This window comes from Achromobacter sp. B7, from assembly GCF_003600685.1.
Classification (GTDB): domain Bacteria; phylum Pseudomonadota; class Gammaproteobacteria; order Burkholderiales; family Burkholderiaceae_B; genus Achromobacter; species Achromobacter spanius_B.
Window position 1 is genome coordinate 5,510,988 of the sequence record NZ_CP032084.1, and the last position, 23,367, is coordinate 5,534,354.

Below are 23,367 nucleotides of genomic sequence, written 5' to 3' on the forward strand. Positions count from 1 at the left end.
ATGACACCCGCAACGCCCGCCCGCGCGGCGCTTATCGCGCTGGATTGGGGCACCTCTTCGCTACGCGCGTATCGGCTGGACGGCATGGGCCGCACGCTGGATACGCGGCATCTGCCCTGGGGCATCATGCGCCTGCCGCAACCTTTGCAGGATGGCGCGGCCAGCACCGCCTTGTCTGGTTTCGACCTGGCGTTTGACCAGGCTTGTGGCGACTGGCTGCGCGCGGAACCGAGCTTGCCCGTCATCGCCTGCGGCATGGTTGGCAGCGCGCAAGGCTGGCGCGAAGCGGCCTACCTGGACGTGCCCGTCGACCTGGCGCGCATCGGCACCCTGCTGACGGTGGTGGAACGCACCGGCGCCGGACCCGACGCCACGCCGCTGCATATCGTGCCCGGCCTGATCCAGCGTCACGGCCTGCCCAACGTCATGCGCGGCGAAGAAACGCAGGTCTTCGGTGTGATGTTCGACCAGGCTGAAAAATCCGGCGCCAATGCCGCCGACAGCGTGCTGATCGGCTTGCCCGGCACGCATTCCAAATGGGTCACCGCCCGCCGAGGCCGCGTCACCCACTTCGACACCTTCATGACCGGCGAGGTCTACGCCGCGCTGCGTGGCCACACCATCCTGGGCCGCACGATGAGCGACGCGCCCGCCGCCGACATGGCCGCCTTCGAGCGCGGCGTGAAGGTAGCCGGCGCACCGGCCGGACGCGCCGGCGTGTTGTCCACCATCTTCAGCACGCGCGCACTGGGCCTGACCGGCGATCTGGCGGCCACGTCGCAAGCCGACTATCTGTCCGGCCTGCTGATCGGCCACGAAATCGCCGCACTGGCCCAGATGCTGCACGAGCAAGGCGAGCGGCCCCGCATCGTGCTTTGCGGCGACCCGGCGCTGTGCCAACGCTACATCCTGGCCATGCAGCACTACGGCCTGGGCACGCCCGAACAAGCGCAGAACGCCACCGAACGCGGCTTGTGGCACCTGGCCGTCTGCGCCGGGCTGGTCAAGGCCGAATCGGGCGCGGCCGGGCAGCGCTACGCCACCCCCACCCCTTCGGCATCCGTCCAGGAACCCACATGAACCACACCGGACTGCAAACCGCCATGGCCCACTGCGGCCTGATCGCCATCCTGCGCGGCATCCAGCCGCACGAAGCCGAAGACATCGGCAACGAACTGTACGCGGCGGGCTTTCGCCTGATCGAAGTCCCGCTGAATTCGCCGGACCCCTTGGGCAGCATCCGCGCCATGCGCGCCGCGCTGCCAACTGATTGCCTGATCGGCGCCGGCACCGTGCTTGACCCCGACGACTGCGCGCGCGTGCAGGATGCGGGTGGCGAATTGATCGTCATGCCGCACAGCGACGCCGCCGTCATCCGCGCGGCCAAGACGCTGGGCATGGCGTCCTGCCCCGGCGTTGCCACGCCCACCGAGGCATTCGCCGCGCTGGCAGCCGGCGCCGACGTGCTGAAGATGTTTCCCGCCGAACAGCTGGGCCCCAACGTGCTGCGCGCATGGCGCGCCGTGATGCGCCCGCCAATCGCGCTGGTGCCCGTGGGCGGCATCACGCCCGACAACCTTTCCGACTTTGCCCGGGCCGGCGCCAGCGGCTTCGGCCTGGGCTCCGCCTTGTACAAACCCGGCCTGACGGCCACCGAAGTCGGCCAGAACGCGCGCGCATTCGCCGCCGCCTGGCAACGCGCCTATTCCGCCCAGGAGACCCAAGCATGAAGATCACCAAGCTCACCACCTACATCGTGCCGCCCCGGTGGTGCTTCCTGAAAATCGAGACGGACGAAGGCATCGTCGGCTGGGGCGAGCCCGTCGTGGAGGGCCGCGCGCATTCGGTGGCCGCCGCCGTTGAAGAGCTGTCCGATTACCTGGTCGGCAAAGACCCGCGCAACATCGAAGACCACTGGACGGTGCTGTACCGGGGCGGCTTTTATCGCGGCGGCGCCATCCACATGAGCGCGCTGGCCGGTATCGACCAGGCGCTGTGGGACATCAAGGGCAAGCACCTGGGCGTGCCGGTGTCGCAACTATTGGGCGGCAACGTGCGCGACCGCATCCGCGTGTATTCGTGGATCGGCGGCGACCGCCCTGCCGATACCGCCGCCGCCGCCAAAAGCGCGGTGGACCGCGGCTTTACCGCCGTGAAGATGAACGGCACGGAAGAACTGCAATTCATCGATTCGTTCGACAAGGTTGAAAAGTGCCTGGAGAACGTGGCCGCCGTGCGCGATGCCGTCGGCCCCAACGTGGGCATCGGCGTGGACTTCCACGGCCGCGTGCACAAGCCCATGGCCAAGGTCCTGATGAAAGAGCTGGACCCGTTCAAGCTGATGTTCATCGAAGAACCCGTCTTGAGCGAACACTACGAAGCCTTGAAGGAACTGGCGCCGCTGACGTCCACCCCCATCGCGCTGGGCGAACGCCTGTTCTCGCGCTGGGACTTCAAGCGCGTGCTGTCCGAAGGCTACGTGGACATCATCCAGCCCGACCCGTCCCACGCGGGCGGCATCACCGAAACGCGCAAGATCGCGGCGATGGCCGAGGCCTATGACGTGGCGCTGGCGCTGCATTGCCCGCTGGGTCCCATCGCCCTGGCCACCTGCTTGCAGATCGATGCCGGTTGCTACAACGCCTTCATCCAGGAACAAAGCCTGGGCATTCACTACAACGCCGCCAACGACCTGCTGGACTACGTCAGCAACCGCGAAGTCTTCCAGTACGAAGACGGCATGGTCGCCATTCCGCAAGGCCCGGGCCTGGGCATCGAGGTCAACGAGGAATACGTAAAGGAGCGCGCCGCCGTGGGCCACCGCTGGCGCAACCCGATCTGGCGTCACGCCGACGGCAGCTTCGCCGAATGGTAAGGCAAGCCCGATCACGCTGACTGACCGCCATGCGGCGCCTCTTGCTTCTGTCACGAGCGCCGCTTTTTTCTTCTTTATATCGATAACCCATCGGCATCCAAGCCGATGGCCCCCGCCCCTAGCAGGGCGCACGAGGAGACAATCCGTGTCAACCGCCACCCACGCCGGCTTGCAACACACCCAGCGCCCCACGCGCAGCCGGTACATCATCATGGTGATGCTGTTTATCACCGTCGTCATCAACTACCTGGACCGCAGCAACCTGTCCATCGCCGCGCCCGCGCTGAAAGACGAGTTTGGCCTGGACACCTGGCATGAAGGCCTGATCCTGTCCGCCTTCGGCTGGACCTACGCCGCCATGCAGATCCCCGGCGGCTGGCTGGTGGACCGCGTATCGCCCCGCGTGCTGTATGCCGTTGCGCTGATCCTGTGGTCGGCGGCAACCTTCTTCATGGGCTTTGCCAGCAGCTTCATCATTCTGTTCGTGTTGCGCCTGGCGGTAGGCGCGTTGGAAGCGCCCGCCTACCCCATCAACAACCGTGTCGTCACCACTTGGTTTCCGGAAAAAGAACGCGCCACCGCCATCGGCTTCTACACGTCGGGCCAGTTCGTGGGCCTGGCCTTTCTGACGCCCGTGCTGGCCTGGCTGCAACACCATTACGGCTGGCACATGGTGTTCGTCAGCACCGGCTTACTGGGCATCGTCTGGGGCGTGCTGTGGTACCTGATCTATCGCGAGCCGCGCCAGTTCAAGGGCGCCAACGCCGCCGAGATCGAACTGATCCAGCAAGGCGGCGGCGTGGTCGACCTGGACCGCAACGCGCGCGCCAAGAAGGCGCCGTTCAACTGGAATGACCTGGGGCTGGTCATGTCCAAGCGCAAGCTGTGGGGCGTGTACCTGGGCCAGTTCTGCCTGACGTCCACGCTGTGGTTCTTCCTGACGTGGTTTCCGACTTACCTGGTGAAGTACCGCGGCATGGACTTCATCAAGTCGGGCTTCCTGGCATCCGTGCCCTTCCTGGCCGCGTTCGTGGGCGTGTTGTGCTCGGGCGTGCTGTCCGACTTCCTGGTGCGACGCGGCGCCACCGTGGGCCTGGCGCGCAAGCTGCCCATCATCCTGGGCCTGCTGATTTCCACGTCGATGATCGGCGCCAACTTCACCGATTCCACGCCCTGGGTCATCTTCTTCCTGGCGCTGGCCTTCTTCGGCAACGGCCTGGCATCCATCACGTGGTCGCTGGTGTCAACGCTGGCGCCGGTGCGGCTCTTGGGCCTGACGGGCGGCGTGTTCAATTTCGTGGGCAACCTGTCGTCCATCTGCACACCCATCGTCATCGGCTTCCTGGTGTCCAAAGACAACTTCGCCCCTGCCATCGTCTACGTTTCGTCGCTAGCCCTGCTGGGTGCGCTGTCGTACATCCTGCTGGTCGGCAAGGTGGAACGGATAGAGGCTTGATTGATGTGTGTGCGTGAGATGAAGGGTGCCGGACGAGCGGCACCCTTTTTTTGTGCGCTGTGCAAGTAGTCAACTTGAGCTATATTCGTCTATAGACGAATATAGCGAAGCGCGCGGTACGCGCTTGGCAAGACTGGAACCAGAGAACACCATGAAAAGCAGACCCCACGATGAAGCGATGGCCGAGCTGTACCGTGATGACCCCGCATTGGCCGTTGACCTGATCAACAGCGTGCTGGAAGACGGGACCCAGGCAGAGCTCTTGATCGCGCTGCGGCAACTGACGCAGGCTTTTGGTGGCGTGCAGGCCGTGGCGGCGCAGGCGCACCTGAATCCCACCCAGCTCTACCGCACGCTGTCACCCCAGGGCAACCCCGCGCTGAGCAGCCTGACGGCAATCCTGAAAGCCTTGGGCCTGCGGCTGGCGGTACAACCGCTGACACCCGTGGGCGCCAGATAATGCGAATGGGCGGGTTGGGCGACAACGCCCAACCCGCCCAGCTAATGCTAATGGTCGACGCGCCCCTCAGCAGCCCTGCATCGCCAGCTTGCGGCGGCGCACGTTGCCGGCGCGTTGCACCAGCACCAGGGCCAGGCCGGCGGTGGCGATGACGGCGCCGGCGATGGGTACGGCGGCGTAGCCCAGCCCGGCCGAAATCACCGCGCCGCCCGCTGCCGCGCCTACCGCGTTGCCCAGGTTGAACGCGCCCACGTTGACCGACGATGCCAGCCCCGGGGCCGCCGTCGCCGCGCGCATCACGCCCATCTGCAAAGGCGGCACCACGGCAAAGGTGGCGATGCCGAAGATCAGCAGGGAAATTGCCGCGCCGATCTGGGTGGAAGCGATCCACGGGAACGCCAGCAGGTCGATGATGACGATCACCAGGAACGTGATCAGCGTGCCGTCCAGCGAACGGTCGGCCATGCGGCCACCCAGGCCGTTGCCCAGCGTGAAGCCCAGGCCAATCAACACCAGCATGCCGGTAATGAAGCCGGGCGACGCGCCGGTGATCTCGGCCAGCGTGGGCGCAATGTAGGTGTACAGCGTGAACATCGCGCCCGCGCCCACCACCGTGGTCAACAGCGCCAACAGCACGACGGGGCTTTTTAGCACGGCCAGTTCATGGCGCACGTCGGGGCGGCGTCCGGCTTCGCCCCCCGGCAAGGCGAACCACAGCGACAACATCGCAATCAAGCCCAGCACGGCGGTGGCGGCGAACGACATGCGCCAACCGATCACCTGCCCCAGCCACGTCGCGGCCGGCACCCCGCCCACGTTGGCGATGGTCAGCCCCATGAACATGGTGGCCACCGCGCTGGCCTGCTTGTGGCGCGGCACCACGCTGGCGGCGACCAGCGAGCCCAGCCCGAAGAACGCGCCGTGGTTCAGGCTGGTGACCAGCCGCGCCAGCAGCAGCGTCGTGTAATTGGGAGACAGGGCCGACAGCACGTTGCCGATGGTGAAGATCAACATCAACAAAATCAGCGCCTTGCGCCGCGACCAGCGCGAAAACACCAGCGTCATCAGCGGCGCGCCCACCATCACGCCGATGGCGTACGCGCTGATCAGCATGCCGGCGCTGGGAATGGACACGCCCACGCCATCGGCGATAACGGGCAAAAGACCCATCGGTGAAAACTCGGTCACGCCAATGCCAAACGCACCGACGGCCAGCGCCAGTAGCGGCAGTCCGGATTTGACCGGTTGATTATCTTGCGGGTTCATGCGAATTCCTTGGAGCACGTCGGAAAGACAGGCGTGCAGTATGACGGCGCCATCCTTGCGGAAAAAGCCGTCTGGCGGGCAAACACTTTTGACTTGGGGTCACAAATCGATCCGCGGGGTGGGGTTCAGGGATGCACAGCCCCGCGCTAGGTCAGCCCCAACAGGCGCTCCGTCTCGCGCGCCAGCGCCACCAGCCGGGAGCCGATATCGGCCGCGCGCTCACGAAAGGGGCCGTCCCCGGAAGGCACGCCACAGTTGAAAACGTACGTCAGCGACTGGTACGGCCGCCACAACGGGGCCGCAAACCCATACGCGTCGGGACGCCACTGCACGTTGTTGCCGCAATACCCCTTGCGCTCCAGGTCGCGTGCCGCCGCCGCCAGGCTGGGAAAATGCTCGGCGTAATGGCGCGCGTCGGCCACACGTAGCTGGTTCAGCACCACCGCCCGCTCGGCATCCGGCACGCGGCACAACCACGCCTTGCCCGCCGCGCTGGACAGCAGCGGCAGCGACGCGCCGATATCGGGGCGGGTCTGCAAGGCGTCGTTCGAGCGAGCGGTTTCCACGTACACCATTTGCAGGCGGTCGCGCACCACCAGCGACACCGCGCCGCGTGCGTGGTCGGCCAGCTGCTTCATCAGCGGCCGCGCCAGCTGGCGGATCTGCATGCTGGCCAGCAACGGGTAGCTCAACGCCAGCACCGCCGCGCCCAGCCGGTAGCGCGCGGGCGAGCCCACGCGTTGCAAGAAGCCCAGCTCGACCAGCGTATGCGTCAAGCGCGCCACGGCGCTTTTCGACAGGCCCGTCTGCTGCGCGAAGTCCTTGTTGGCCAGCTCGGGTCGGTCCGCCCGAAAGCAGCCCAGGATATCGATGCCGTGCGCCAGCGTGGTGGCGAAGTCGCGGTCGCGGGTGGGGTCGACGCCGTCCCGGTGTTGGCTGCCGTCCCGATGTGCGGAGCCGTCCCGATGTGCGGAGCCGTCCCGATGTTGGGGGCCGTCCTGATGTTGGCCGCCGACCCCATGGGGGTCGCGCTTGCGGTCACGGCGGGGCTCGTGGCCACCGTCAAGTTCAACCGGCATCCGAACGCTCCAGCATTTTTTCCACGCGCGCCACCAGCGTCAGCAGACGGGGGGCAATGCGCCGCCGAAGGTCGCCCGCGCGCAATCGCCGCGTCGGCACGCCGCAATTAAAGACAAACACCTGGCCATCCACGCGGCGCCGCATCGGCACCGCCACCGCGTGCACGTCCGCGTGCCACTCACCCTCGGCCACGCAATAGCCATGCGCGGCGTAATCCCGCTGCGCCTCTTCCCAGCCGGGTGCATGCCGTTGCCATGCAGCGGGGTCTTGTTCGCGCAGCTGACGCAACAGCGCTTGCGCCTCGGCCGGGTCCGCCTGCGCCAGCCACGCGCGGCCCATTGCGGACGCCAGCAACGGCAGCATGGCGCCGATGTCCGGCCGAAACGCCACCGCGTCATGGCCCCGGCACGTTTCCACATAGACCATGTGCGTGCCGTGATGCATGCCCAGCGACGCCGACCCGCCCGCCGCGTTGGCCAGCCGCGTCATCAGCGGACGCGCCATCTGCCGCAGCTTGATGCTGGCCAGCAAGGGATAACTTAGCGACAGCAGCGCCGTGCCCAGGCGATAGCGGCGCAGGCCCGCGTCATACCGCAGCAGCCCACGCTGCACCAGCGTGTACGTCAGCCGCGAAATCGTGGCTTTGGACAGCCCGGTGCGGTCGGCAAGCTCGCGGTTGCTTAGCGCCGGCTCGCCATGGCGAAAGGTTTGCAGCACCGACAGGCCGTGGGCCAGCGTGGTGGCGAAATCAGGGTCGGGGTGGCGGCCGCCCAAGGGCGTGGTCATGGTCGCATTCCGGGTGGGACGGCGCGCGGACAGGCGCCGGGCAGTGAGGTCGATGATAGTGCAGGCGCCCCCTGCACCGCAGCCCGCGCGCTCATAAAGCGTTCAAGATATCAAAACACTTGTCTCGCATTTCGCGCTGCTTTGCTACCTTGGATTCCGCGCCGCCCGGTGTGAAATATCGGCCCGGCCCACAAAAAAACAATCGGAGACAGCCCATGATCAGGGACCCGGAAGGCTATGCCGCCTTCATCGATTCGCTACGGCGCTTTGTACGGCAGCAATTGATTCCGCGCGAAGCCGAGGTTGCGCGCCTGGATGCCGTGCCCGACGACTTGGTGCGCGCCATGGCCGCCCAGGGCATGTTCGGCTATTCCATCCCCGAAGCCTACGGCGGCGCGGGCATGAGCACCGAAGAATTGATCCGGGCGGCCATCGAGTTGTCGCAATGCTCGGTCGCGTTTCGCGCCCGAGTCGGCACCAACACCGGCATCGGCTCCGAGGGCCTGGTCGCCGACGGCACCGAACAGCAGAAAGACCGTTACCTGCCCCGCCTGGCGTCCGGTGAATTGACCGGCTGCTTCGCGCTGACCGAGCCGCAAGCGGGCTCGGACGCCACCGCCTTGCGCACCACCGCCGTGCGCGACGGCGACAGCTACGTGCTGAACGGCGAAAAGTGCTTCATCACCAACGCGCCCATTGCCGGCCTGTTTACCGTCATGGCGCGCACGGACCCCGACGCGCCAGGCGCCAAGGGCATCTCGGCCTTCATCGTCGAGCGGGGCACCCCCGGCCTGACCACCGGCCAGCCTTACGACAAGATGGGTCAGGCGGGCTCGCCCGTGTCCGCCGTGTACTTCAACGACTGCCGCGTGCCCGCCGCCAACCTGATCGGCGGCCAGGAAGGCATGGGTTTCAAGACCGCCATGAAGGTGCTGAACAAGCAGCGCATTCACCTGGCTGCCTTGTGCATCGGCCCGGCGATTCGCATGCTGGACGACACCCTGCGCTTCGTGGCCGAACGCCAGCAGTTCGGCAAAGCGTTGATGGACTTCCAGCTGATCCAGGCCATGATCGCCGACTGCCAGACCGACATCCAGGCGGCGCTGGCGCTGGTGCTGCAAACCGCGCGCGAGCGCGACGCCGGCCAGGACGTGACCATGAACGCGTCGATCTGCAAATACTTCGCGTCGGAAATGTGCGGCCGCGTGGCCGACCGCTGCGTGCAGATGCATGGCGGCTATGGCTACATCGCGGACCAGGGCATTGAACGCTTCTACCGCGATGTGCGGCTGTTTCGCCTGTACGAAGGCACCAGCCAGATCCATCAACTGACCATCGCGCGGCACACGCTGGCGCAGGCCGGCTACACGCCCGGCCGTTAGGTCCGAGCGTTTTCGGGACCGCCGCCACAAGAAGCGCGCGGCCCACAACCCCAAGGAGACTGACATGCTGCACAAGCACCTGCCGAAGTGGATCGGCGCCCTGGCGGCCGCGTTCGCCTGCGCTGCCCTGCCGCCCCAAGCGGCCGCCGCCTACCCCGACAAGCCGATTCGGCTGATCATCCCGTTCGCCCCCGGCGGATCCACCGACATCCTGGGCCGCCTGCTGGCCGAAGCGCTGCACCCCATCCTGGGCCAGCCGGTCATCGTGGAAAACAAGCCGGGCGCCGGCGGCAATATCGGCGGGGACTTCGTGGCGCGCGCCGCGCCGGACGGCTACACGCTGCTGCTGGCAGCGGCAGGCCCCACCGTCATCAACCCCAGCCTGTACGCCAACATGCCGTTCAACCCCGCGCGGGACCTGACGGCCATCACCTGCATCGAACGCGAACACAACCTGATGGTGGTGACCAAGTCGATGCCCGTCACCACCTTGCAGGAATTTCTGACATACGCCCGCAACCACCCCGGCAAGCTGTCCTTTGGCTCGCCCGGCAACGGGTCGCCCGCGCAACTGGCCGGCGAATTGCTCAAGCAGAAGGCCGGGCTGCAAGCCGAACACGTGCCCTACAAGGGCTCCGGCCCTGCCATCACCGACCTGGTCGCTGGCCACATCGATTTCATGATCGACAACATGCCCGCGCTGCTGCCACAGGTCAAAGCCGGCACGCTGCGCGCGCTGGCCGTACCCAGCGACGCGCGCGCCACCGCCTCGCCGGACGTGCCCACCTTTACCGAAGCGGGCATGCCGGGCTTTGAAGTGATGGCATGGAAGGGCTTGATGTCGCCCGCCAACACCCCACCCGCCGTGGTCGACCGCCTGCATGCCGCCGTTGTGAAGGCGCTGCAAGACCCGCAGTTGCGCGCGCGCTTTCAGGAGCTGGGCGCTGAACCGCTGGGCAGCACACCGGCGGAATTCGCCAAGCAGATCGCCGACGAAACCGTGTGGTGGGGCAAGTTGGTGAAGTCCACCAACACGCGTATCCAGTAAGGCGCTACCAAGGTGCCGGCGTGAGGGTGCCTGCGTGACGATGCCTGCGTGAGGGTGCCCTCACAGGCTCGCCTTCACATGCATGCCTTCACATGCGTGCCTTCACATGCTCGCCGTTATTCGCAAGCCACTGCCAAGAGACACAGCCCATGCCCGCCCAGCCCTACGACGACGCCGCGATCCAAGACCTGTGCGAACGGGTCCGCCGCTTCGTCGATGACATCGCCATCCCCGAAGAATCGCCCGCCATCGCCCGCAACGTGGCGGCGCTGGACCAATGCGTGGCGCGCTTGCGCCTCAAGGCGCGGGATGCCGGCCTGTACGCGCCGCAACTGCCCGTCGAATTTGGCGGGCTGGGTCTGGGTTGGCGCGCGCTGGCCCAGGTGTTGGAAGCGGCCGGGCGCGGCTTCTTAGGGCCGGCTGCCCTGAACTGCGCCGCCCCCGACCAACCCAACATGCTGACGCTGCTGCGGCTGGCCACGCCCGCGCAGCGCGAGCGCTATCTGCTGCCGCTGGTGCGCGCCGAACAACGCGCCTGCTTCGCCATGACAGAACCCGCGCCCGGTGCGGGGTCCGACCCGTCGATGCTGCGCACCCGCGCCGCGCGGCGGGGTCAAGGCTGGGTGTTGAACGGCCACAAGCAATACATCAGCGGCGGCGTCGGCGCGCACTTCGCGTTGCTGCTGGCGCAGACCGATGCCGGCGCCACGCTTTTCATCGTGCCCGCCGACACCAAGGGCTACCGCGTCATCCGCGACATCGGCATGGTCACCGGCTACCAGATCGGCGGCCACGCCGAGATCGAGTTGCAGGACTGCGAGGTCGGCGACGACGCCGTGCTGGGCGAACCCGGCCGTGGCCTGGAATACGCGCAGCTGCGGCTGGAGCCGGCGCGCCTGTCGCACTGCATGCGCTACATCGGCCGCGCCCGCCGCGCGTTGGACACCGCGCAAGCCTACGTCACGCAGCGCGAGTCTTTCGGCGCGTGCCTGGCCGACCTGCAACAGATTCAAGCCATGGTCGCCGATTCGCACATCGACCTGCACGCCAGCCGTCTGATGACGCTGGACTGCGCAGCCCGCATGGACGCAGGGCTGTCCGTCAAACAGCACAGTGCGATGACGAAGGTGTTCGTGTCGGAAGCCGTCAACCGCGTGGCGGACCGGGCCGTGCAGATGATGGGGGCTGCGGGGCTGTCGGACGACACACCCGTGGCCATGATCTGGCAGGAGATGCGGCCGTTTCGTATCTATGACGGCGCCAATGAACTGCACCGCGCAACACTGGCTCGGCGATTGTTGGCGCCACGATGATTGTTGTGCAGGACCGGTTGCGGATCGACGTTGCCGGTCTGAGAACCCGCCATGTCGACACGCGTTGTCGACCCGTTTTGGAGACTTGCATGCCCATCTCGACATTCCAGGCGTACCGCTTGCACGCCGGCCCCGACGGGGCCTCGCCGCAGGGGCGATTCGACACGATGTCCGAAGGCGAATTATCGCCCGGCGACACGCTCATCAAGGTCGCGTACGCCGGCCTGAACTACAAGGACGCGCTGGCGCAAGCCGGACGCGGCAACATCGTCCGCGACTATCCCCGCATCGGCGGCATCGACCTGAGCGGCACCGTGGTGCACTCGGCCGACCCTGCGCTAGTGCCCGGCCAGCAAGTTGTCGTGCACGGCTTTGGCATCGGCGTGGATTGCGACGGCGGCTACGCGGAATATGCGCGCGTGCCGCACGACTGGGTCCTGCCCCTGCCCGACGGCATCACCCTGCGCGATGCCGCCGTGCTGGGCGCCGCCGGCTTCACCGCCGCACTGTCGCTGCACTGGATGGAACACTGCGGGCTGACGCCGGAGCAAGGCGACGTGCTGGTCACCGGCGCGACGGGCGGCGTGGCCGGCATCGCCATCGACATCCTGAGCCAACGCGGCTATCGCGTGTGCGCCATGTCCGGCAAGGTGCAGGCGGCGGATTACCTGCGATCCCTGGGCGCGGCCGACGTCATCGCCCCACCCGACTTGTCCGCGCCCATCAAACCCTTGATGAGCGCGCGCTGGGCCGGCGTCATTGATTCCGTGGGCGGACCCTTGCTGGCGCATGCGCTGGCCGGCTTGCGCCCCGACGGCGTGGCCGCCGCCTTCGGCAACGCGGGCGGCGCGGACCTGCCCACATCCGTCATCCCCTTCATCTTGCGTGGCGTGAAGCTGTTGGGCATCAACGCCAACAGCCCGATGCCGCTGCGCCGCGCGCTATGGCAAAGGCTAGCCACCGATTACCGCCCGACGCGGCTGGACCTGGCATCACGCGAGATCGCCTTGGCGGACCTGCCACGCGCCCTGACCGCGATGCTGGAACGCGGCAGCACCGGCCGCACCGTCGTGCGCTTTTCTTGAACGCAACCTCGGCTGCGCGCGGCGACACACGAGCGCGCGCGAGTGCGCCCGAATGCGAACAGCATGCGCGCTTCGCTTCGTTTGAAGCGGCGCGCCGTCCTCACCAAACCTGAATCCGTCGCCACCATGACCCTGCAATCCGACTCCTCGCTGACGCGCCTGTTTACCCCTCGCAGCATCGCCATCGTGGGCGCGTCCGCCACGCCCGGCAAGATCGGCGCCATGCCCGTCAGCCTGCTGCGTCAGCATGGTTACGACGGCCGCATCCTGCCCATCAACCCGCGCGCCGATAGCATCCAGGGCTTGCCCGCCGCGCCCGATCTGGCCGCGCTGGATACCGACGTGGACCTGGTCATCCTGGCCGTGCCCGCCGCGCATGCCGCCCAGGCGCTACAAAGCGCGCGCCCTGGTCAGGTTGGCGGCGCGGTCGTATTCACGTCAGGCTTTTCGGAAACGGGCGCGGAAGGCGTCGCCATGCAAGAGGCGCTATGCGCCATCGCGCGCGAGCGCGGCATCCGCCTGCTGGGACCCAACTGCCTGGGCTACATGAACGTGCGCCACAAGGTCTACGCCACGTTCTCGCCCGCGCCCGCCAACGGCGCCGTGGCGTTGGGCGGCATCGGCATGGTGTCGCAAAGCGGCGCGTTCGGCGCCTATGCCTATTGCATGGCGCGCGAACGCGGACTCGGCCTGTCGCACTGGATCAGCACCGGCAACGAAGCCGACATCGACGTGGCCGACTGCATCAACTGGCTGGCGCACGACGCCGACACGCGGGTCATCATGGCCTACATGGAAGGCTGCCGCGACGGCGCCAAGCTGCGCGGTGCACTGGCCGCCGCGCGCGACGCCGGCAAGCCCGTGGTCGTCACCAAGATCGGCCGCACCCAGGCCGGCGCGCAGGCCGCTGCGTCACACACCGCCGCGCTGGCGGGCGATGACGCCGTCTACGACGCGCTGTTTCGCCAATACGGCGCGCTGCGCGCGCGCAGCATCGAAGACTTCTTCAACCTGGGCTATGCGTTGGACACCTGGCAGCAACGCCCCAATGGAAAGCGCCTGGGCATCTTCACGATATCCGGCGGCGTTGGCGCCTTGATGGCGGACGAGGCCGAGGAAGCCGGCCTGTCGCTACCCGAACCCGACGCGGCCGCGCAGGCCCGGCTGCTGGAACGCGTGCCCTTCGCTGGCCCGCGCAACCCGGTCGACGTCACCGGCCAGGTGGTGTCCGAGCCCGGCCTGCTGCTGGCCACCGCCGACGACATGCTGGCCGACGGCCGCTACGATGCGCTGGCGGTCTTCCTGGCCGCCGCCGGGTCGTCGGAAGCCTTGTGGCCCACCTTCGAGACCTTTGCCCGCGAAATGCGCGCCCGCCACCCCGACGTGCCACTGGCCTTCTGCGCGCTGTTCCCGCCTGAGCGCCGACGCGAACTTGAACGCCTGGGCACGCTGGTGTTCGAAGACCCCAGCGCCGCGATACGGACGATAGGCGCGGTGGCGGGGTTAGCTGCGGCGTCGGGGGCCACGTCGGATGCTGCGTCGGATGGAAGCAAGACTGGAAGCACGAACAGCAGCACGAATGGAAGCACGACAGGAACCACGAGCGGCAACACTGACGGCACCTCCAACGCCGGCCCGAATGCCCACGCCTCCGTGCCGTCTGTTAATGCAAGCACCGAGCCGCTGCGCGACACCTACAACGAAGTGCAGGCGATGGACGTCCTGCGCCAAGCCGGCCTGCCCGTGCCCGACTGCACGCTTGCCACCGACGCCGACACCGCCGTGGCCGCCGCTGCCCGCGCGGCCGGCCCCGTGGTCTTGAAAGTGGTGTCGCCCGACATCCTGCACAAAAGCGATGTAGGCGGCGTGAAGCTCAACCTGTCGGGCGAAGACGCCGTGCGCCACGGCCACGCCGCCATCCTGGACAGCGTACGCACGCACTGCCCCACTGCCCGCATCGACGGCGTGCTGGTCGCGCCCATGGCGCCCAAAGGCGTGGAGTGCATCGTGGGCATGCACAGCGACCCGGTCTTCGGCCCCGTCGTCATGTTCGGCCTGGGCGGCGTCTTCGTCGAAGTACTGAAAGACGTCAGCTTCCGCCTGGCGCCCTTTGGCCATGCTCAGGCTTTGTCGATGATCCGCGAAATCAAGGGCTACGCGCTCCTGCAAGGCGCACGCGGCGCACCGCCTTGCGACATCCATGCGCTAGCGGATGCCTTGGTGGCGCTGTCGCGTTTCGCGGATGCGCGCCGGGAAGATTTCAGTTCCGTGGAGATCAACCCCTTGTTGGCGCTGCCGGATGGGCAGGGGGTGCTGGCCTTGGATGCGGTGCTTATTCCCAGCGCTGGGCGGTCATGACAATCTTGGGCGCTTGGGCACGACCTGCACTTCCAGCCCAAGCAGACATGAAGGCCTCCAAAATTACCGATCGGGAATATTCACTTCCCTCGCAGCCTCGCGCAATAAAAAAGAGGGCGCCTTACGTTCAGGCGCCCTCTCATCCCACCACCCCGCCGCTTACTTCAGCAGCAAGGCATTCAAGCGCTTCACAAACGCGGCCGGGTCGGCAATTTGTGCACCTTCAGCCAGCAGGGCCTGATCCAGCAGCAGACGCGCCCACTGATCAAATTCACCATCTTCAGCCGCACGAATGCGTGCCAGCAGCGGGTGTTCCGGGTTGATTTCCAGCACCGGCTTCACGTTCGGCGCTTCCTGACCCGCGGCCTTCAGCATGCGCAGCAGGTGCGGGCTGAGTTCATTCTGGCCCACCACCACGCACGCCGGCGAATCCACCAGACGCAGCGTGACGCGCACTTCCTTCACCTGATCTTCCAGCGTCTTTTGCAGGCGCTCGACCAAGGGCTTGAAGTCTTCAGCCACTTCGGCTTGATGCTTCTTTTCTTCTTCGTCGGCCAGCTCGGCCAGGTCCAGGCCGCCCTTGGCCACCGACACCAGCGACTTGCCGTCGAATTCGCGCAAGTAAGACAGCATCCATTCGTCAACGCGGTCCGACAGCAGCAGCACTTCGATGCCCTTCTTGCGGAAGATTTCCAGATGCGGGCTGTTGCTGGCGGCGGCGAACGTGTCGGCCGTGACGTAGTAGATCTTGTCCTGGCCTTCCTTCATGCGCGACACGTAGTCGGCAAACGACACCGTCTGCGCCTGGTCGCCCGAATGCGTGGACGCAAAGCGCATCAGCTTGGCAATGCGTTCCAGGTTGGCGGAATCTTCGCCCGCGCCTTCCTTCAGCACCTGGCCAAATTCCGTCCAGAACGTGGCGTAGTCTTCCGGCTTGTTCTCGGCCAGGTCTTCCAGCAGCGACAGAATGCGCTTGGCCGACCCTTCACGAATAGCGCGCACATCGCGGCTTTCTTGCAGGATTTCGCGCGACACGTTCAGGGGCAAATCGGCCGAATCAATCACGCCGCGCACAAAGCGCAGGTACGACGGCAGCAACTGATCGGCATCGTCCATGATGAAGACACGCTTCACGTACAGCTTCACGCCGTGGCGGCCGTCGCGGTCCCACATGTCCATGGGCGCGTGCTTGGGCACATACAGCAGCTGCGTGTATTCGCTGCGGCCTTCCACGCGGTTGTGCGTCCAAGCCAACGGGTCGTCGTAGTCGTGCGACACCGTCTTGTAGAACTCGCGGTACTGCTCTTCAGTAACTTCCGACTTGCTGCGGGCCCACAGCGCATTGGCCTGGTTCACCGTTTCCAGTTCTTCGGTCTTGACCTGCTCGCCCTTTTCCTGGTCCCACTCTTCCTTGGCCATGCGGATCGGCAAGGAGATGTGGTCGGAATAGCGGCGCAAGATTTCGCGCAGCTTCCAGCCGTTCAGAAATTCATCTTCGTCGGCGCGCAGGTGCAAGGTCACGTCGGTGCCGCGCGTGGCCTTCTCGGCGGCGGCAATCGTGAATTCGCCCTGGCCGTCGGATTCCCACTGGATTGCGTCCGTGGCGCCGGCGCGGCGGCTGACCACGGTGACCTTGTCGGCCACGATGAACGACGAGTAAAAGCCCACGCCGAATTGGCCGATCAGCTGCGCGTCTTTTTGCTTGTCGCCCGTCAGCTGGGAAAAGAATTCCCGCGTGCCGGAGCGCGCGATGGTGCCCAGGTTGGCGACGGCTTCATCGCGCGACAGGCCAATCCCGTTATCCGAGATGGTGATGGTGCGGGCAGCTTTGTCGTAGCTAACCGTGATGGCCAGCTCGCCATTGCCTTCCAGCAATTCGGGCTGGTCGATGGCTTCAAAACGCAGCTTGTCGCAGGCGTCCGAGGCGTTCGACACCAGCTCGCGCAGGAAAATTTCCTTGTTGCTGTACAGCGAATGGATCATCAGGTGCAGCAGTTGCTTCACCTCGGCCTGGAACCCCAGGGTTTCGGACGTGGAAGACGTGGCGGTTTGGCTCATGGTTCTACGTGAAGTAAAAAAAATTAGGGACAAATAAAAAGGGACCGCAAATACCGGGATCCCGGGGCGAGGAGCCCGCGCGGAATCCGGGAAACCCTACTGAGGTGGGGGCTATCGGGAACTTTTCAAGGCCCCGTCGCGGCAGCGGCGCGATCCCCGCTAAAATCCCGCACTTTCTCTCCTACCCCCGGCCGGCCTTCCGCCCATGCAACCCGCCTCCCTTTCGCAACCCGCCCCCCACGCCGCCGACGACGCGCCCAGCCACGACCTGGTCTACGGCCCCGACGACCGCCCCGCGCCGCCCGTCGCCTTCGTCGCCGCGTTGCAGCACCTGCTGGCCATCCTGGTCCCCATCGTCACCCCCGGCCTGTTGATCTGCCAGGCGCTGGGCGTCAGCAGCCGCGACACCACGCTGATCGTGTCCATGTCGCTGGTCATCTCCGGCATCGCCACCTATGTGCAGTGCAAGCGCTTCGGCCCGCTGGGCGCCGGCTTGCTCATCGTGCAGGGCACCAGCTTCAACTTCGTCGGCCCGCTGATCGCGGGCGGCTCGGTCATGGTCAAGCAAGGCACGCCGGTCGAAGCCGTGATGGCCGCGATCTTCGGCGTGGTCATCGCCGGTTCGTTCGTGGAAATGGGCATCAGCCGCATCCTGCCCTTCGTCAAACGCCTGATCACCCCGCTGGTGACCGGCATCGTCGTGCTGTTGATTGGCCTGACCTTGATCAAGGTCGGCCTGATCAGCATGGGCGGAGGTTTCGGCGCCATGGCCAACGGCACCTTCGCCAGCGCGGAAAACCTGACGCTGTCCGGCCTGGTGCTGGGCACCATCATCCTGCTGAACCGGGTGCCCGTCGTCTGGATCCGCAGCACGGCGCTGGTGCTGGCGCTGGCCGTCGGCTACATCGCCGCCGCGTCCATGGGCCGCCTGGACTTCACCGGCGCACGCGAAGCCGCCCTGTTCCAGATCCCCGTGCCGCTGCACTTCGGCCTGGGCTTCTCGTGGGCGCTGTTCGTGCCGATGCTGATCATCTACCTGGTCACGTCGCTGGAAGCCATCGGCGACGTCACCGCCACCAGCAAGGTGTCCAAGCAGCCGGTCGAAGGCCCGCTGTGGATGCAGCGCATCAAGGGCGGCGTGCTGGTCAACGGCGCGAACTCGCTCCTGGCCGGCGTGTTCAACACCTTCCCCAGCTCGGTCTTTGCGCAGAACAACGGCGTGATCCAACTGACCGGCATCGCCAGCCGCCACGTCGGCGTCTGGATCGCCGGCATGCTGATCCTGCTGGGCCTGTTCCCCAGCGTGGCCGGCGTGCTGCAAGCCGTGCCCGAACCCGTCCTGGGCGGCGCCGCCATGGTGATGTTCGGCGCGGTCGCCGCGTCCGGCATCAACATCCTGGCGGGCATTCAGCTGGACCGCCGCGCGTTGTTGATCATCGCGGTGTCGCTGGCCTTGGGGCTGGGCGTGTCGCAAGTGCCTGAAATTCTGTCGCACCTGCCGCACGCGGTAAAAAGCGTGCTGGAATCGGGCGTCGCCACCGGCGGGATCTGCGCCTTGGTGATGAACTGGTTCTTGCCGGAAAAGAAGTAGATAGCGCTTGAGGGCTGGGTCCGTTTTCGGCTGGATGGCCGAGCGGATCCGGCTCTGATCAGGGGCTGGATGTGAGGCCGCCTGACAATTTTTGAAAGTACGCATATAATCGCTGTCTTCGTTCTCCCGCAGCCGTCATCTGGACGTGTTCGCGACCCCCTTGCCCGGGTGGTGAAATTGGTAGACGCAGGGGACTCAAAATCCCCCGCCGCAAGGCGTGCCGGTTCGATTCCGGCCCCGGGCACCAGAAAGCTCTCAAGCATCCGCCGGTTTTTTTCTTGACCGCGCAACGCAAATTTCTCAGCATTTACTGCGCATACGTTCCGCCTCATGATGGCGTAGAGCGATGTGGTTGTGAACGGCAGGTTCGTTTGATGAGCCGAGAATGCGCTACCGAAGATTCCAAAGCCTCTGCATACGCAGAGGCTTTTTTCGTTGATGCGTGTGGGGTTGGACAACACAAGTCGTACGCTCGACTACTCGCGCACGACCACTTCCAAAGATACCCAATTTGGGTACAATCGCACCCAATATGGGTATAACGATCGAAGCCCCCCTCGCGCACAGCGGTCTCGCTGACGCGCTTTTTCCTGGCACCAAACAACGCGTGCTGGGGTTGCTGTTCGGCCAGCCGGATCGCAGCTTCTATGCCACGGAAATGATAGGCCTAGTCTCCAGCGGATCCGGATCGGTGCAACGCGAGTTGGCCAACTTGACGCAGGCCGGCTTGGTCACGGTGAAGGCGGTCGGCAATCAAAAGCACTACCAAGCCAATCCCGACTCGCCCATCTTCGCGGAACTGTGCGCCATTGTGCAGAAGACCATCAGCTTGGCCGGACCGCTACGCGAGGCGCTTGCCCCTCTGGCCCCGAAGATCATGGCGGCGTTCGTCTACGGCTCGGTTGCTAAAAATACCGACACCGCTCGCAGCGATATTGATCTGATGCTGCTTAGTGACGACATCAGCTACGGCGATGTGTTTGCGGCGCTGGAAGATGTGGGGAACAAGCTCGGCCGACCGGTGAACCCCACCATCCTCACGCGCAAGGAATTCACAAAGCGCGTAGAGGCGCAAGAGTCTTTCCTGACCCGAGTGCTGGCGCAGCCCAAGATCTGGATCATAGGAGCCGACGGTGACCTCCCCGCTTGAAAAGCTGAGTGGCCCGGGAAAATCGCTGAAGGCTGAGCCTCCCGATACCAAAGAATTTGAAGGCCTGAAACGCTCCGGGCACGCAAGGTTGCGTGACGCCTGCAACGTGTCGCTTTCAATAGAGAGCCGCTTCGACTTGGCCTACAACGCCGCCCATGCGCTGTGCTTGGCTGCGTTACGCCGGAGCGGCTATCGCTGCACCAATCGCTATCTTGTGTTTCAGCTCTTGCCGCACACACTTGGACTCGGACCGGAGGTGTGGCGCGTTCTGTCGAAATGCCATGACATCCGTAATCTTGGTGAGTACGAGGGCGACTTGAATGTGGATGAGCGGATCGTCACTGATCTGGTGGTGGCATGCCAGGTTGTTGCGGCGAAGGTTGATGCGTTGGGGCCGGTAGACGCGCGGGACGCGAGCGGCACTCGATAGGGGTGGTAGCGCAGGAACGCCCTCCAGGCAATCGTCGTTAGGCGACGTCCAATTTCAACGGCGCCGTGCTTGCCTTCAGACGCCTTCGCCACGCGCAATGTCGGTCAGGTCCTACCGGCATTAGGTCTTCGGCTTGGTTATCTCGATCTCTATGGCTAGTAAGCTTGCGTTCCTTCAAGCCGCTGCGGGACTATTCTCCGATCTGCGGAGAGCGAATACCAGACTTAAATTTGACCGACCCCAACTCCTGCCGGGTCGGCGAAAACACACCCAAATTGGGTACGATCACACCCAATTTGGGTATACCCTTTCTTCGCCCCAGCACTAGGCAAAAAAATCAGGGGTCAACCTGGCTGATTGAATCTTGCAGTCAGGGGGTAACCCCCTCCCCCGGCAAAAGCGATGACGTAGATTCAGACGGTCAGTGCAACACCCAATTGAAAGCCTGATGGATAGAGGTGTGCAATGGTCAGTATTTACGGTGCCATGACTACGGAGAGGAAGTCTAGGATATGGGCGCTATGGCGCAAGGGGACCCCCGATCAGCTCCATTGCGCGCGACATATCTAAGCCTCCTACGACTGTCTTTTCATCTCTCCTGTACCACGGAGGCATCTCGCCTAGAACCAAGACGCGCCGTGCAAAATGCCTGTCAGCAGAAAAGCGCGAGTCGATCTCTCGAGGGTTGGCCAGTAGCGCAAGTTATCGAGCTATCGGTCGCCAGTTGGGCCGCTCAGCATCGACGATCTCGAGAGAGGTCGGCCGCAATGGTGGACCAGGGCAGTACCGAGCGTACGATGCTGAAAAGCAGTTCTTGAAGCGTGGTCTGCGACCGAAGCCTTACCTGCTGTCCGGTGAACCGGAGCTGCGCGGTATCGTGATGCGCCTGCAGGAGGCTGACTGGTCGCCAGAACAGATTTCAGGATGGCTGAAGCATCACTCTCCTCACGGAAAGATCATGTGTGTTTCGCACGAAACAATCTATCGATCGCTGATTATTCAAGCCCGCGGCGTACTGCGTGAAGAACTAAAAAAGCACCTACGGACTCAGCGAATGTTCCGCCATGCCAGACCCCATCGGGCGGCCATTTCAGGCGGCATTCCCGACTGCATCTCAATTCGTTCTCGTCCTGCGGAGATCGAAGACCGCGCATTGCCAGGGCATTGGGAAGGCGATCTTATTTCGGGAGCAAATCAGAGCGCCATTGCCACGATCGTCGACAGAAGCACGCGGTTCACCGTGCTTGGCAGGATCGAAGACAAGCGGGCCGAAACCGTCACTCGAGCCCTTATTGAGCAGATGTGCCTGCTTCTTGCTCAAGTAAGGAAAAGCCTAACCTGGGACCGCGGGGTTAAGTTGTCAGCGCACAGGCACTTTAGTATTGCCACCAATATGGTGGTTTAGTTCTGAGATCCGGGCAGCCCCTGGCAGCGAGGCACCAACGAAAACACGAATGGCCTGCTACGCCAGCACTTCCCAAAAAGAACAGGCTTGGCAAACTATACGCAGTGCGAGCTTGATGCAGTTGCCGCCAAGCTAAACTCCCCGGCCCAGAAAAACGTTGGGATTCAAGACTCCGGCTGAAGCGCTGGACGCAATGTTGCGCTGACCGTCTGAATCCACAAACGCTAAAAATGGGGGGATTACCCATCCTATTGCCACAATGCTTGAAATCCTGATCGTCACGGGCGTCACCCTGTTCTTGCTGCAACGCGCATATGAGGCAGTGTCGCACCTGGCCGGAGGCGTGTCCTCGGCGGGTATCACGCTAAGGCAAGTCAGCCAGGCCGCGGCATCCCCCGTTACTCAAGTTCTGAACCGTCAAACAACTCGCCGCGATATGCAAAGCGGCATGATGGTCACCGGGGGCCGGCTCAATCATCTTGCTGCAGGTAACACCATGTGGAACCCAGCATATCGGCAACACGTCTTGCAGAACATGGGCAAAAACTGGGGACCAGCTACAGGCGGCTCAGTCAAAGGCGGATAACCTGCCATCTGCCCCTGTATTGGCCTCGCTCTCGGCGAGGCCCTTTCATTTCTAGCGGCATATCTCCGCGCTTCGCTTGGGCAACCCCTTCGGTTGCATCCCGCGTCCGCTCTTGCCGGACTGGCTGCGGGGCAGGCCCCGCGGCTTCGCCTTGTTCCTGCCCCTTGCCACAGGCTGCATGGCCTCCAGATGCGTCAAGGGTAAAGGCTACGCCCGGTATCCTCACCCGTTCCCTATGCTTCGCTTTGGGCTGCGGCTTCCGGTCCCGCCCTTGACGCCTTTTCCAGCCAAACAACTTCAGGAGCGGTGCTCTCAAGCGGATGGCGGGTCAAGCGGTTGGTGCGGCCCGCAGCCCCGCAGGGCGAGGACACGGCCCCTTGACGCGGCAGGAGCGCCCCACGCTATGCCCGGGGGGCAGGAGTTCCGGGCCAGGCCCGCAACCCCTGCCCCCGAGGATCCCGCCGGCGAGGGTGGAGAGTCCAGAAAGGCAAAGCCTCTTTGGAAACTACGATGCAGGCTAATACAGGCGATCCATAGCAGGTAAAACAAGACAATTTCAGCGCACCACCCTTGAGGTTGCGCGTGCCTAAGCCAAAATACCCATACCTCTTGTAAAATCGAGTTACTCACAGCAAGGAGACACCATGGCTGGCGAAGGTAAATGCGGGTTACAGCCCCACAAAACCATATCAGAGGCCGAACGCTGTCGACGCCAATCGGCTGTTAACTACGCGCGGGCCTCCGTCGGTCTAGAAGGTTTCTCGCTCAGTGAAGCAGATGAGGCCCACGCCCAGCGTTTCATCGATGGTCAGATCAGCCTGCAAGAGTTTGTGCAGCCGCGCGCTGACGCGTTAACGCTCCCAAAGTCTTCGTCATGACGAAGAAATCCAGGATTTTGGGGACTAGTGCAGGATAGGCTGCCGCCGGGATTTGTATTACAAATTCAATTTATTATGATGAACGTCACGACATGCCTACAAAGGTGCCCGCCAGAGCAAACGCCAAATTTGGGAATGCGTCAGTATCGAACATTTATGA

General features: G+C 64.6%; 20 protein-coding genes and 1 tRNA gene. 17 read left to right on the plus strand and 4 right to left on the minus strand.

The annotated features are described in order from the left end of the window. The 5 genes from DVB37_RS24885 (at position 1) to DVB37_RS24905 (ending at position 4,791) form a co-directional block, all read left to right on the plus strand. On the plus strand, positions 1–1,080 hold the full coding sequence (locus tag DVB37_RS24885) for a 2-dehydro-3-deoxygalactonokinase (RefSeq protein ID WP_120157055.1): 1,080 nt from the start codon (positions 1–3) through the stop codon (positions 1,078–1,080). Then, positions 1,077–1,730 (plus strand): 2-dehydro-3-deoxy-6-phosphogalactonate aldolase, encoded by a 654-nt coding sequence (locus DVB37_RS24890; RefSeq protein ID WP_104141796.1) that lies wholly within the window; start codon positions 1,077–1,079, stop codon positions 1,728–1,730. Before DVB37_RS24885 ends, DVB37_RS24890 begins: the two co-directional genes overlap by 4 nt. Next, entirely contained in the window at positions 1,727–2,875 is a 1,149-nt protein-coding gene (gene dgoD, locus DVB37_RS24895; RefSeq protein ID WP_046806685.1) for a galactonate dehydratase, read from the plus strand. Before DVB37_RS24890 ends, dgoD begins: the two co-directional genes overlap by 4 nt. A gap of 145 nt (positions 2,876–3,020) precedes the next feature. After that, positions 3,021–4,331, plus strand: a complete 1,311-nt coding sequence (locus DVB37_RS24900) for an MFS transporter (protein ID WP_104141794.1) — start codon at positions 3,021–3,023, stop codon at positions 4,329–4,331. A 151-nt stretch (positions 4,332–4,482) separates the two neighbouring features. Beyond that, positions 4,483–4,791 carry a DNA-binding protein gene (locus DVB37_RS24905; protein WP_046806687.1) on the plus strand — a complete coding sequence of 103 codons (309 nt, stop codon included), beginning with the start codon at positions 4,483–4,485 and terminating at the stop codon, positions 4,789–4,791. Positions 4,792–4,857: 66 nt separating this feature from the next. On the opposite strand, the gene DVB37_RS24910 is transcribed toward DVB37_RS24905, so the two are convergent. The 3 genes from DVB37_RS24910 to DVB37_RS24920 form a co-directional block, all read right to left on the minus strand. After that, positions 4,858–6,057: an MFS transporter gene (locus DVB37_RS24910; RefSeq protein WP_120157056.1), complete on the minus strand. Its 1,200-nt coding sequence runs from the start codon at positions 6,055–6,057 to the stop codon at positions 4,858–4,860. Between the two features lie 146 nt (positions 6,058–6,203). Continuing rightward, a complete protein-coding gene (locus DVB37_RS24915; RefSeq protein ID WP_240433996.1) occupies positions 6,204–7,136 on the minus strand; it encodes an IclR family transcriptional regulator in 933 nt (310 codons plus the stop codon). Next, the gene (locus tag DVB37_RS24920) at positions 7,126–7,923 is read right to left on the minus strand and encodes an IclR family transcriptional regulator (RefSeq protein WP_120157057.1); all 798 of its coding nucleotides are present in this window, start codon (positions 7,921–7,923) and stop codon (positions 7,126–7,128) included. The genes DVB37_RS24915 and DVB37_RS24920 overlap by 11 nt, the downstream gene beginning before the upstream one ends. A 215-nt stretch (positions 7,924–8,138) precedes the next feature. Between DVB37_RS24920 and DVB37_RS24925 the strand changes: the two genes are divergently transcribed. The 5 genes from DVB37_RS24925 to DVB37_RS24945 all read left to right on the plus strand — a co-directional run bounded on the left by DVB37_RS24925 (position 8,139) and on the right by DVB37_RS24945 (position 15,109). Continuing rightward, positions 8,139–9,305: an acyl-CoA dehydrogenase family protein gene (locus tag DVB37_RS24925; protein WP_046806690.1), complete on the plus strand. Its 1,167-nt coding sequence runs from the start codon at positions 8,139–8,141 to the stop codon at positions 9,303–9,305. 64 nt (positions 9,306–9,369) lie between these two features. Continuing rightward, positions 9,370–10,353 carry a tripartite tricarboxylate transporter substrate binding protein gene (locus DVB37_RS24930; protein WP_120157058.1) on the plus strand — a complete coding sequence of 328 codons (984 nt, stop codon included), beginning with the start codon at positions 9,370–9,372 and terminating at the stop codon, positions 10,351–10,353. A gap of 149 nt (positions 10,354–10,502) precedes the next feature. Next, the gene (locus tag DVB37_RS24935; RefSeq protein WP_120157059.1) at positions 10,503–11,666 is read left to right on the plus strand and encodes an acyl-CoA dehydrogenase family protein; all 1,164 of its coding nucleotides are present in this window, start codon (positions 10,503–10,505) and stop codon (positions 11,664–11,666) included. Positions 11,667–11,755: 89 nt separating this feature from the next. After that, positions 11,756–12,751, plus strand: a complete 996-nt coding sequence (locus DVB37_RS24940; protein ID WP_120157060.1) for an acryloyl-CoA reductase — start codon at positions 11,756–11,758, stop codon at positions 12,749–12,751. Positions 12,752–12,877: 126 nt separating this feature from the next. Then, entirely contained in the window at positions 12,878–15,109 is a 2,232-nt protein-coding gene (locus DVB37_RS24945; RefSeq protein WP_120157644.1) for an acetate--CoA ligase family protein, read from the plus strand. Positions 15,110–15,268: 159 nt separating this feature from the next. On the opposite strand, the gene htpG is transcribed toward DVB37_RS24945, so the two are convergent. Continuing rightward, positions 15,269–17,167 carry a molecular chaperone HtpG gene (gene htpG / locus DVB37_RS24950; protein ID WP_120157061.1) on the minus strand — a complete coding sequence of 633 codons (1,899 nt, stop codon included), beginning with the start codon at positions 17,165–17,167 and terminating at the stop codon, positions 15,269–15,271. Positions 17,168–17,372: 205 nt separating this feature from the next. Here htpG and DVB37_RS24955 point away from each other — a divergent pair, with 205 nt between their 5' ends. The 7 genes from DVB37_RS24955 (at position 17,373) to DVB37_RS24990 (ending at position 23,207) form a co-directional block, all read left to right on the plus strand. Continuing rightward, positions 17,373–18,758, plus strand: coding sequence for a uracil-xanthine permease family protein (locus DVB37_RS24955; protein WP_120157062.1), 1,386 nt, complete (start codon positions 17,373–17,375; stop codon positions 18,756–18,758). A gap of 162 nt (positions 18,759–18,920) precedes the next feature. Next, positions 18,921–19,005 (plus strand) — tRNA-Leu (locus tag DVB37_RS24960). A gap of 285 nt (positions 19,006–19,290) precedes the next feature. Continuing rightward, positions 19,291–19,908: a nucleotidyltransferase domain-containing protein gene (locus tag DVB37_RS24965; protein ID WP_120157063.1), complete on the plus strand. Its 618-nt coding sequence runs from the start codon at positions 19,291–19,293 to the stop codon at positions 19,906–19,908. Continuing rightward, positions 19,892–20,338 carry a hypothetical protein gene (locus tag DVB37_RS24970; protein ID WP_120157064.1) on the plus strand — a complete coding sequence of 149 codons (447 nt, stop codon included), beginning with the start codon at positions 19,892–19,894 and terminating at the stop codon, positions 20,336–20,338. Before DVB37_RS24965 ends, DVB37_RS24970 begins: the two co-directional genes overlap by 17 nt. A 685-nt stretch (positions 20,339–21,023) precedes the next feature. Next, positions 21,024–21,743 carry an IS30 family transposase gene (locus DVB37_RS28575; RefSeq protein ID WP_205571589.1) on the plus strand — a complete coding sequence of 240 codons (720 nt, stop codon included), beginning with the start codon at positions 21,024–21,026 and terminating at the stop codon, positions 21,741–21,743. A 259-nt stretch (positions 21,744–22,002) separates the two neighbouring features. Next, complete coding sequence (locus tag DVB37_RS24980; RefSeq protein ID WP_240433997.1) at positions 22,003–22,329, plus strand: hypothetical protein; 327 nt, start codon at positions 22,003–22,005, stop codon at positions 22,327–22,329. A gap of 644 nt (positions 22,330–22,973) precedes the next feature. Beyond that, positions 22,974–23,207, plus strand: coding sequence for an antitoxin VbhA family protein (locus tag DVB37_RS24990; RefSeq protein WP_120157065.1), 234 nt, complete (start codon positions 22,974–22,976; stop codon positions 23,205–23,207). Positions 23,208–23,367 lie beyond the last annotated feature (160 nt).

What these genes read in the sequence shown, in the direction of transcription:
- DVB37_RS24885 (WP_120157055.1), top strand. Translation starts at nt 1, where the DNA reads ATGACACCCGCAACGCCCGCCCGCGCGGCGCTTATCGCGCTGGATTGG.
- DVB37_RS24890 (WP_104141796.1), top strand. Translation starts at nt 1,077, where the DNA reads ATGAACCACACCGGACTGCAAACCGCCATGGCCCACTGCGGCCTGATC.
- dgoD (WP_046806685.1), top strand. Translation starts at nt 1,727, where the DNA reads ATGAAGATCACCAAGCTCACCACCTACATCGTGCCGCCCCGGTGGTGC.
- DVB37_RS24905 (WP_046806687.1), top strand. Translation starts at nt 4,483, where the DNA reads ATGAAAAGCAGACCCCACGATGAAGCGATGGCCGAGCTGTACCGTGAT.
- DVB37_RS24910 (WP_120157056.1), bottom strand. Translation starts at nt 6,057, where the DNA reads ATGAACCCGCAAGATAATCAACCGGTCAAATCCGGACTGCCGCTACTG.
- DVB37_RS24915 (WP_240433996.1), bottom strand. Translation starts at nt 7,136, where the DNA reads ATGCCGGTTGAACTTGACGGTGGCCACGAGCCCCGCCGTGACCGCAAG.
- DVB37_RS24920 (WP_120157057.1), bottom strand. Translation starts at nt 7,923, where the DNA reads ATGACCACGCCCTTGGGCGGCCGCCACCCCGACCCTGATTTCGCCACC.
- DVB37_RS24925 (WP_046806690.1), top strand. Translation starts at nt 8,139, where the DNA reads ATGATCAGGGACCCGGAAGGCTATGCCGCCTTCATCGATTCGCTACGG.
- DVB37_RS24930 (WP_120157058.1), top strand. Translation starts at nt 9,370, where the DNA reads ATGCTGCACAAGCACCTGCCGAAGTGGATCGGCGCCCTGGCGGCCGCG.
- DVB37_RS24935 (WP_120157059.1), top strand. Translation starts at nt 10,503, where the DNA reads ATGCCCGCCCAGCCCTACGACGACGCCGCGATCCAAGACCTGTGCGAA.
- DVB37_RS24940 (WP_120157060.1), top strand. Translation starts at nt 11,756, where the DNA reads ATGCCCATCTCGACATTCCAGGCGTACCGCTTGCACGCCGGCCCCGAC.
- DVB37_RS24945 (WP_120157644.1), top strand. Translation starts at nt 12,878, where the DNA reads ATGACCCTGCAATCCGACTCCTCGCTGACGCGCCTGTTTACCCCTCGC.
- htpG (WP_120157061.1), bottom strand. Translation starts at nt 17,167, where the DNA reads ATGAGCCAAACCGCCACGTCTTCCACGTCCGAAACCCTGGGGTTCCAG.
- DVB37_RS24955 (WP_120157062.1), top strand. Translation starts at nt 17,373, where the DNA reads ATGCAACCCGCCTCCCTTTCGCAACCCGCCCCCCACGCCGCCGACGAC.
- DVB37_RS24965 (WP_120157063.1), top strand. Translation starts at nt 19,291, where the DNA reads ATGGGTATAACGATCGAAGCCCCCCTCGCGCACAGCGGTCTCGCTGAC.
- DVB37_RS24980 (WP_240433997.1), top strand. Translation starts at nt 22,003, where the DNA reads ATGCTTGAAATCCTGATCGTCACGGGCGTCACCCTGTTCTTGCTGCAA.
- DVB37_RS24990 (WP_120157065.1), top strand. Translation starts at nt 22,974, where the DNA reads ATGGCTGGCGAAGGTAAATGCGGGTTACAGCCCCACAAAACCATATCA.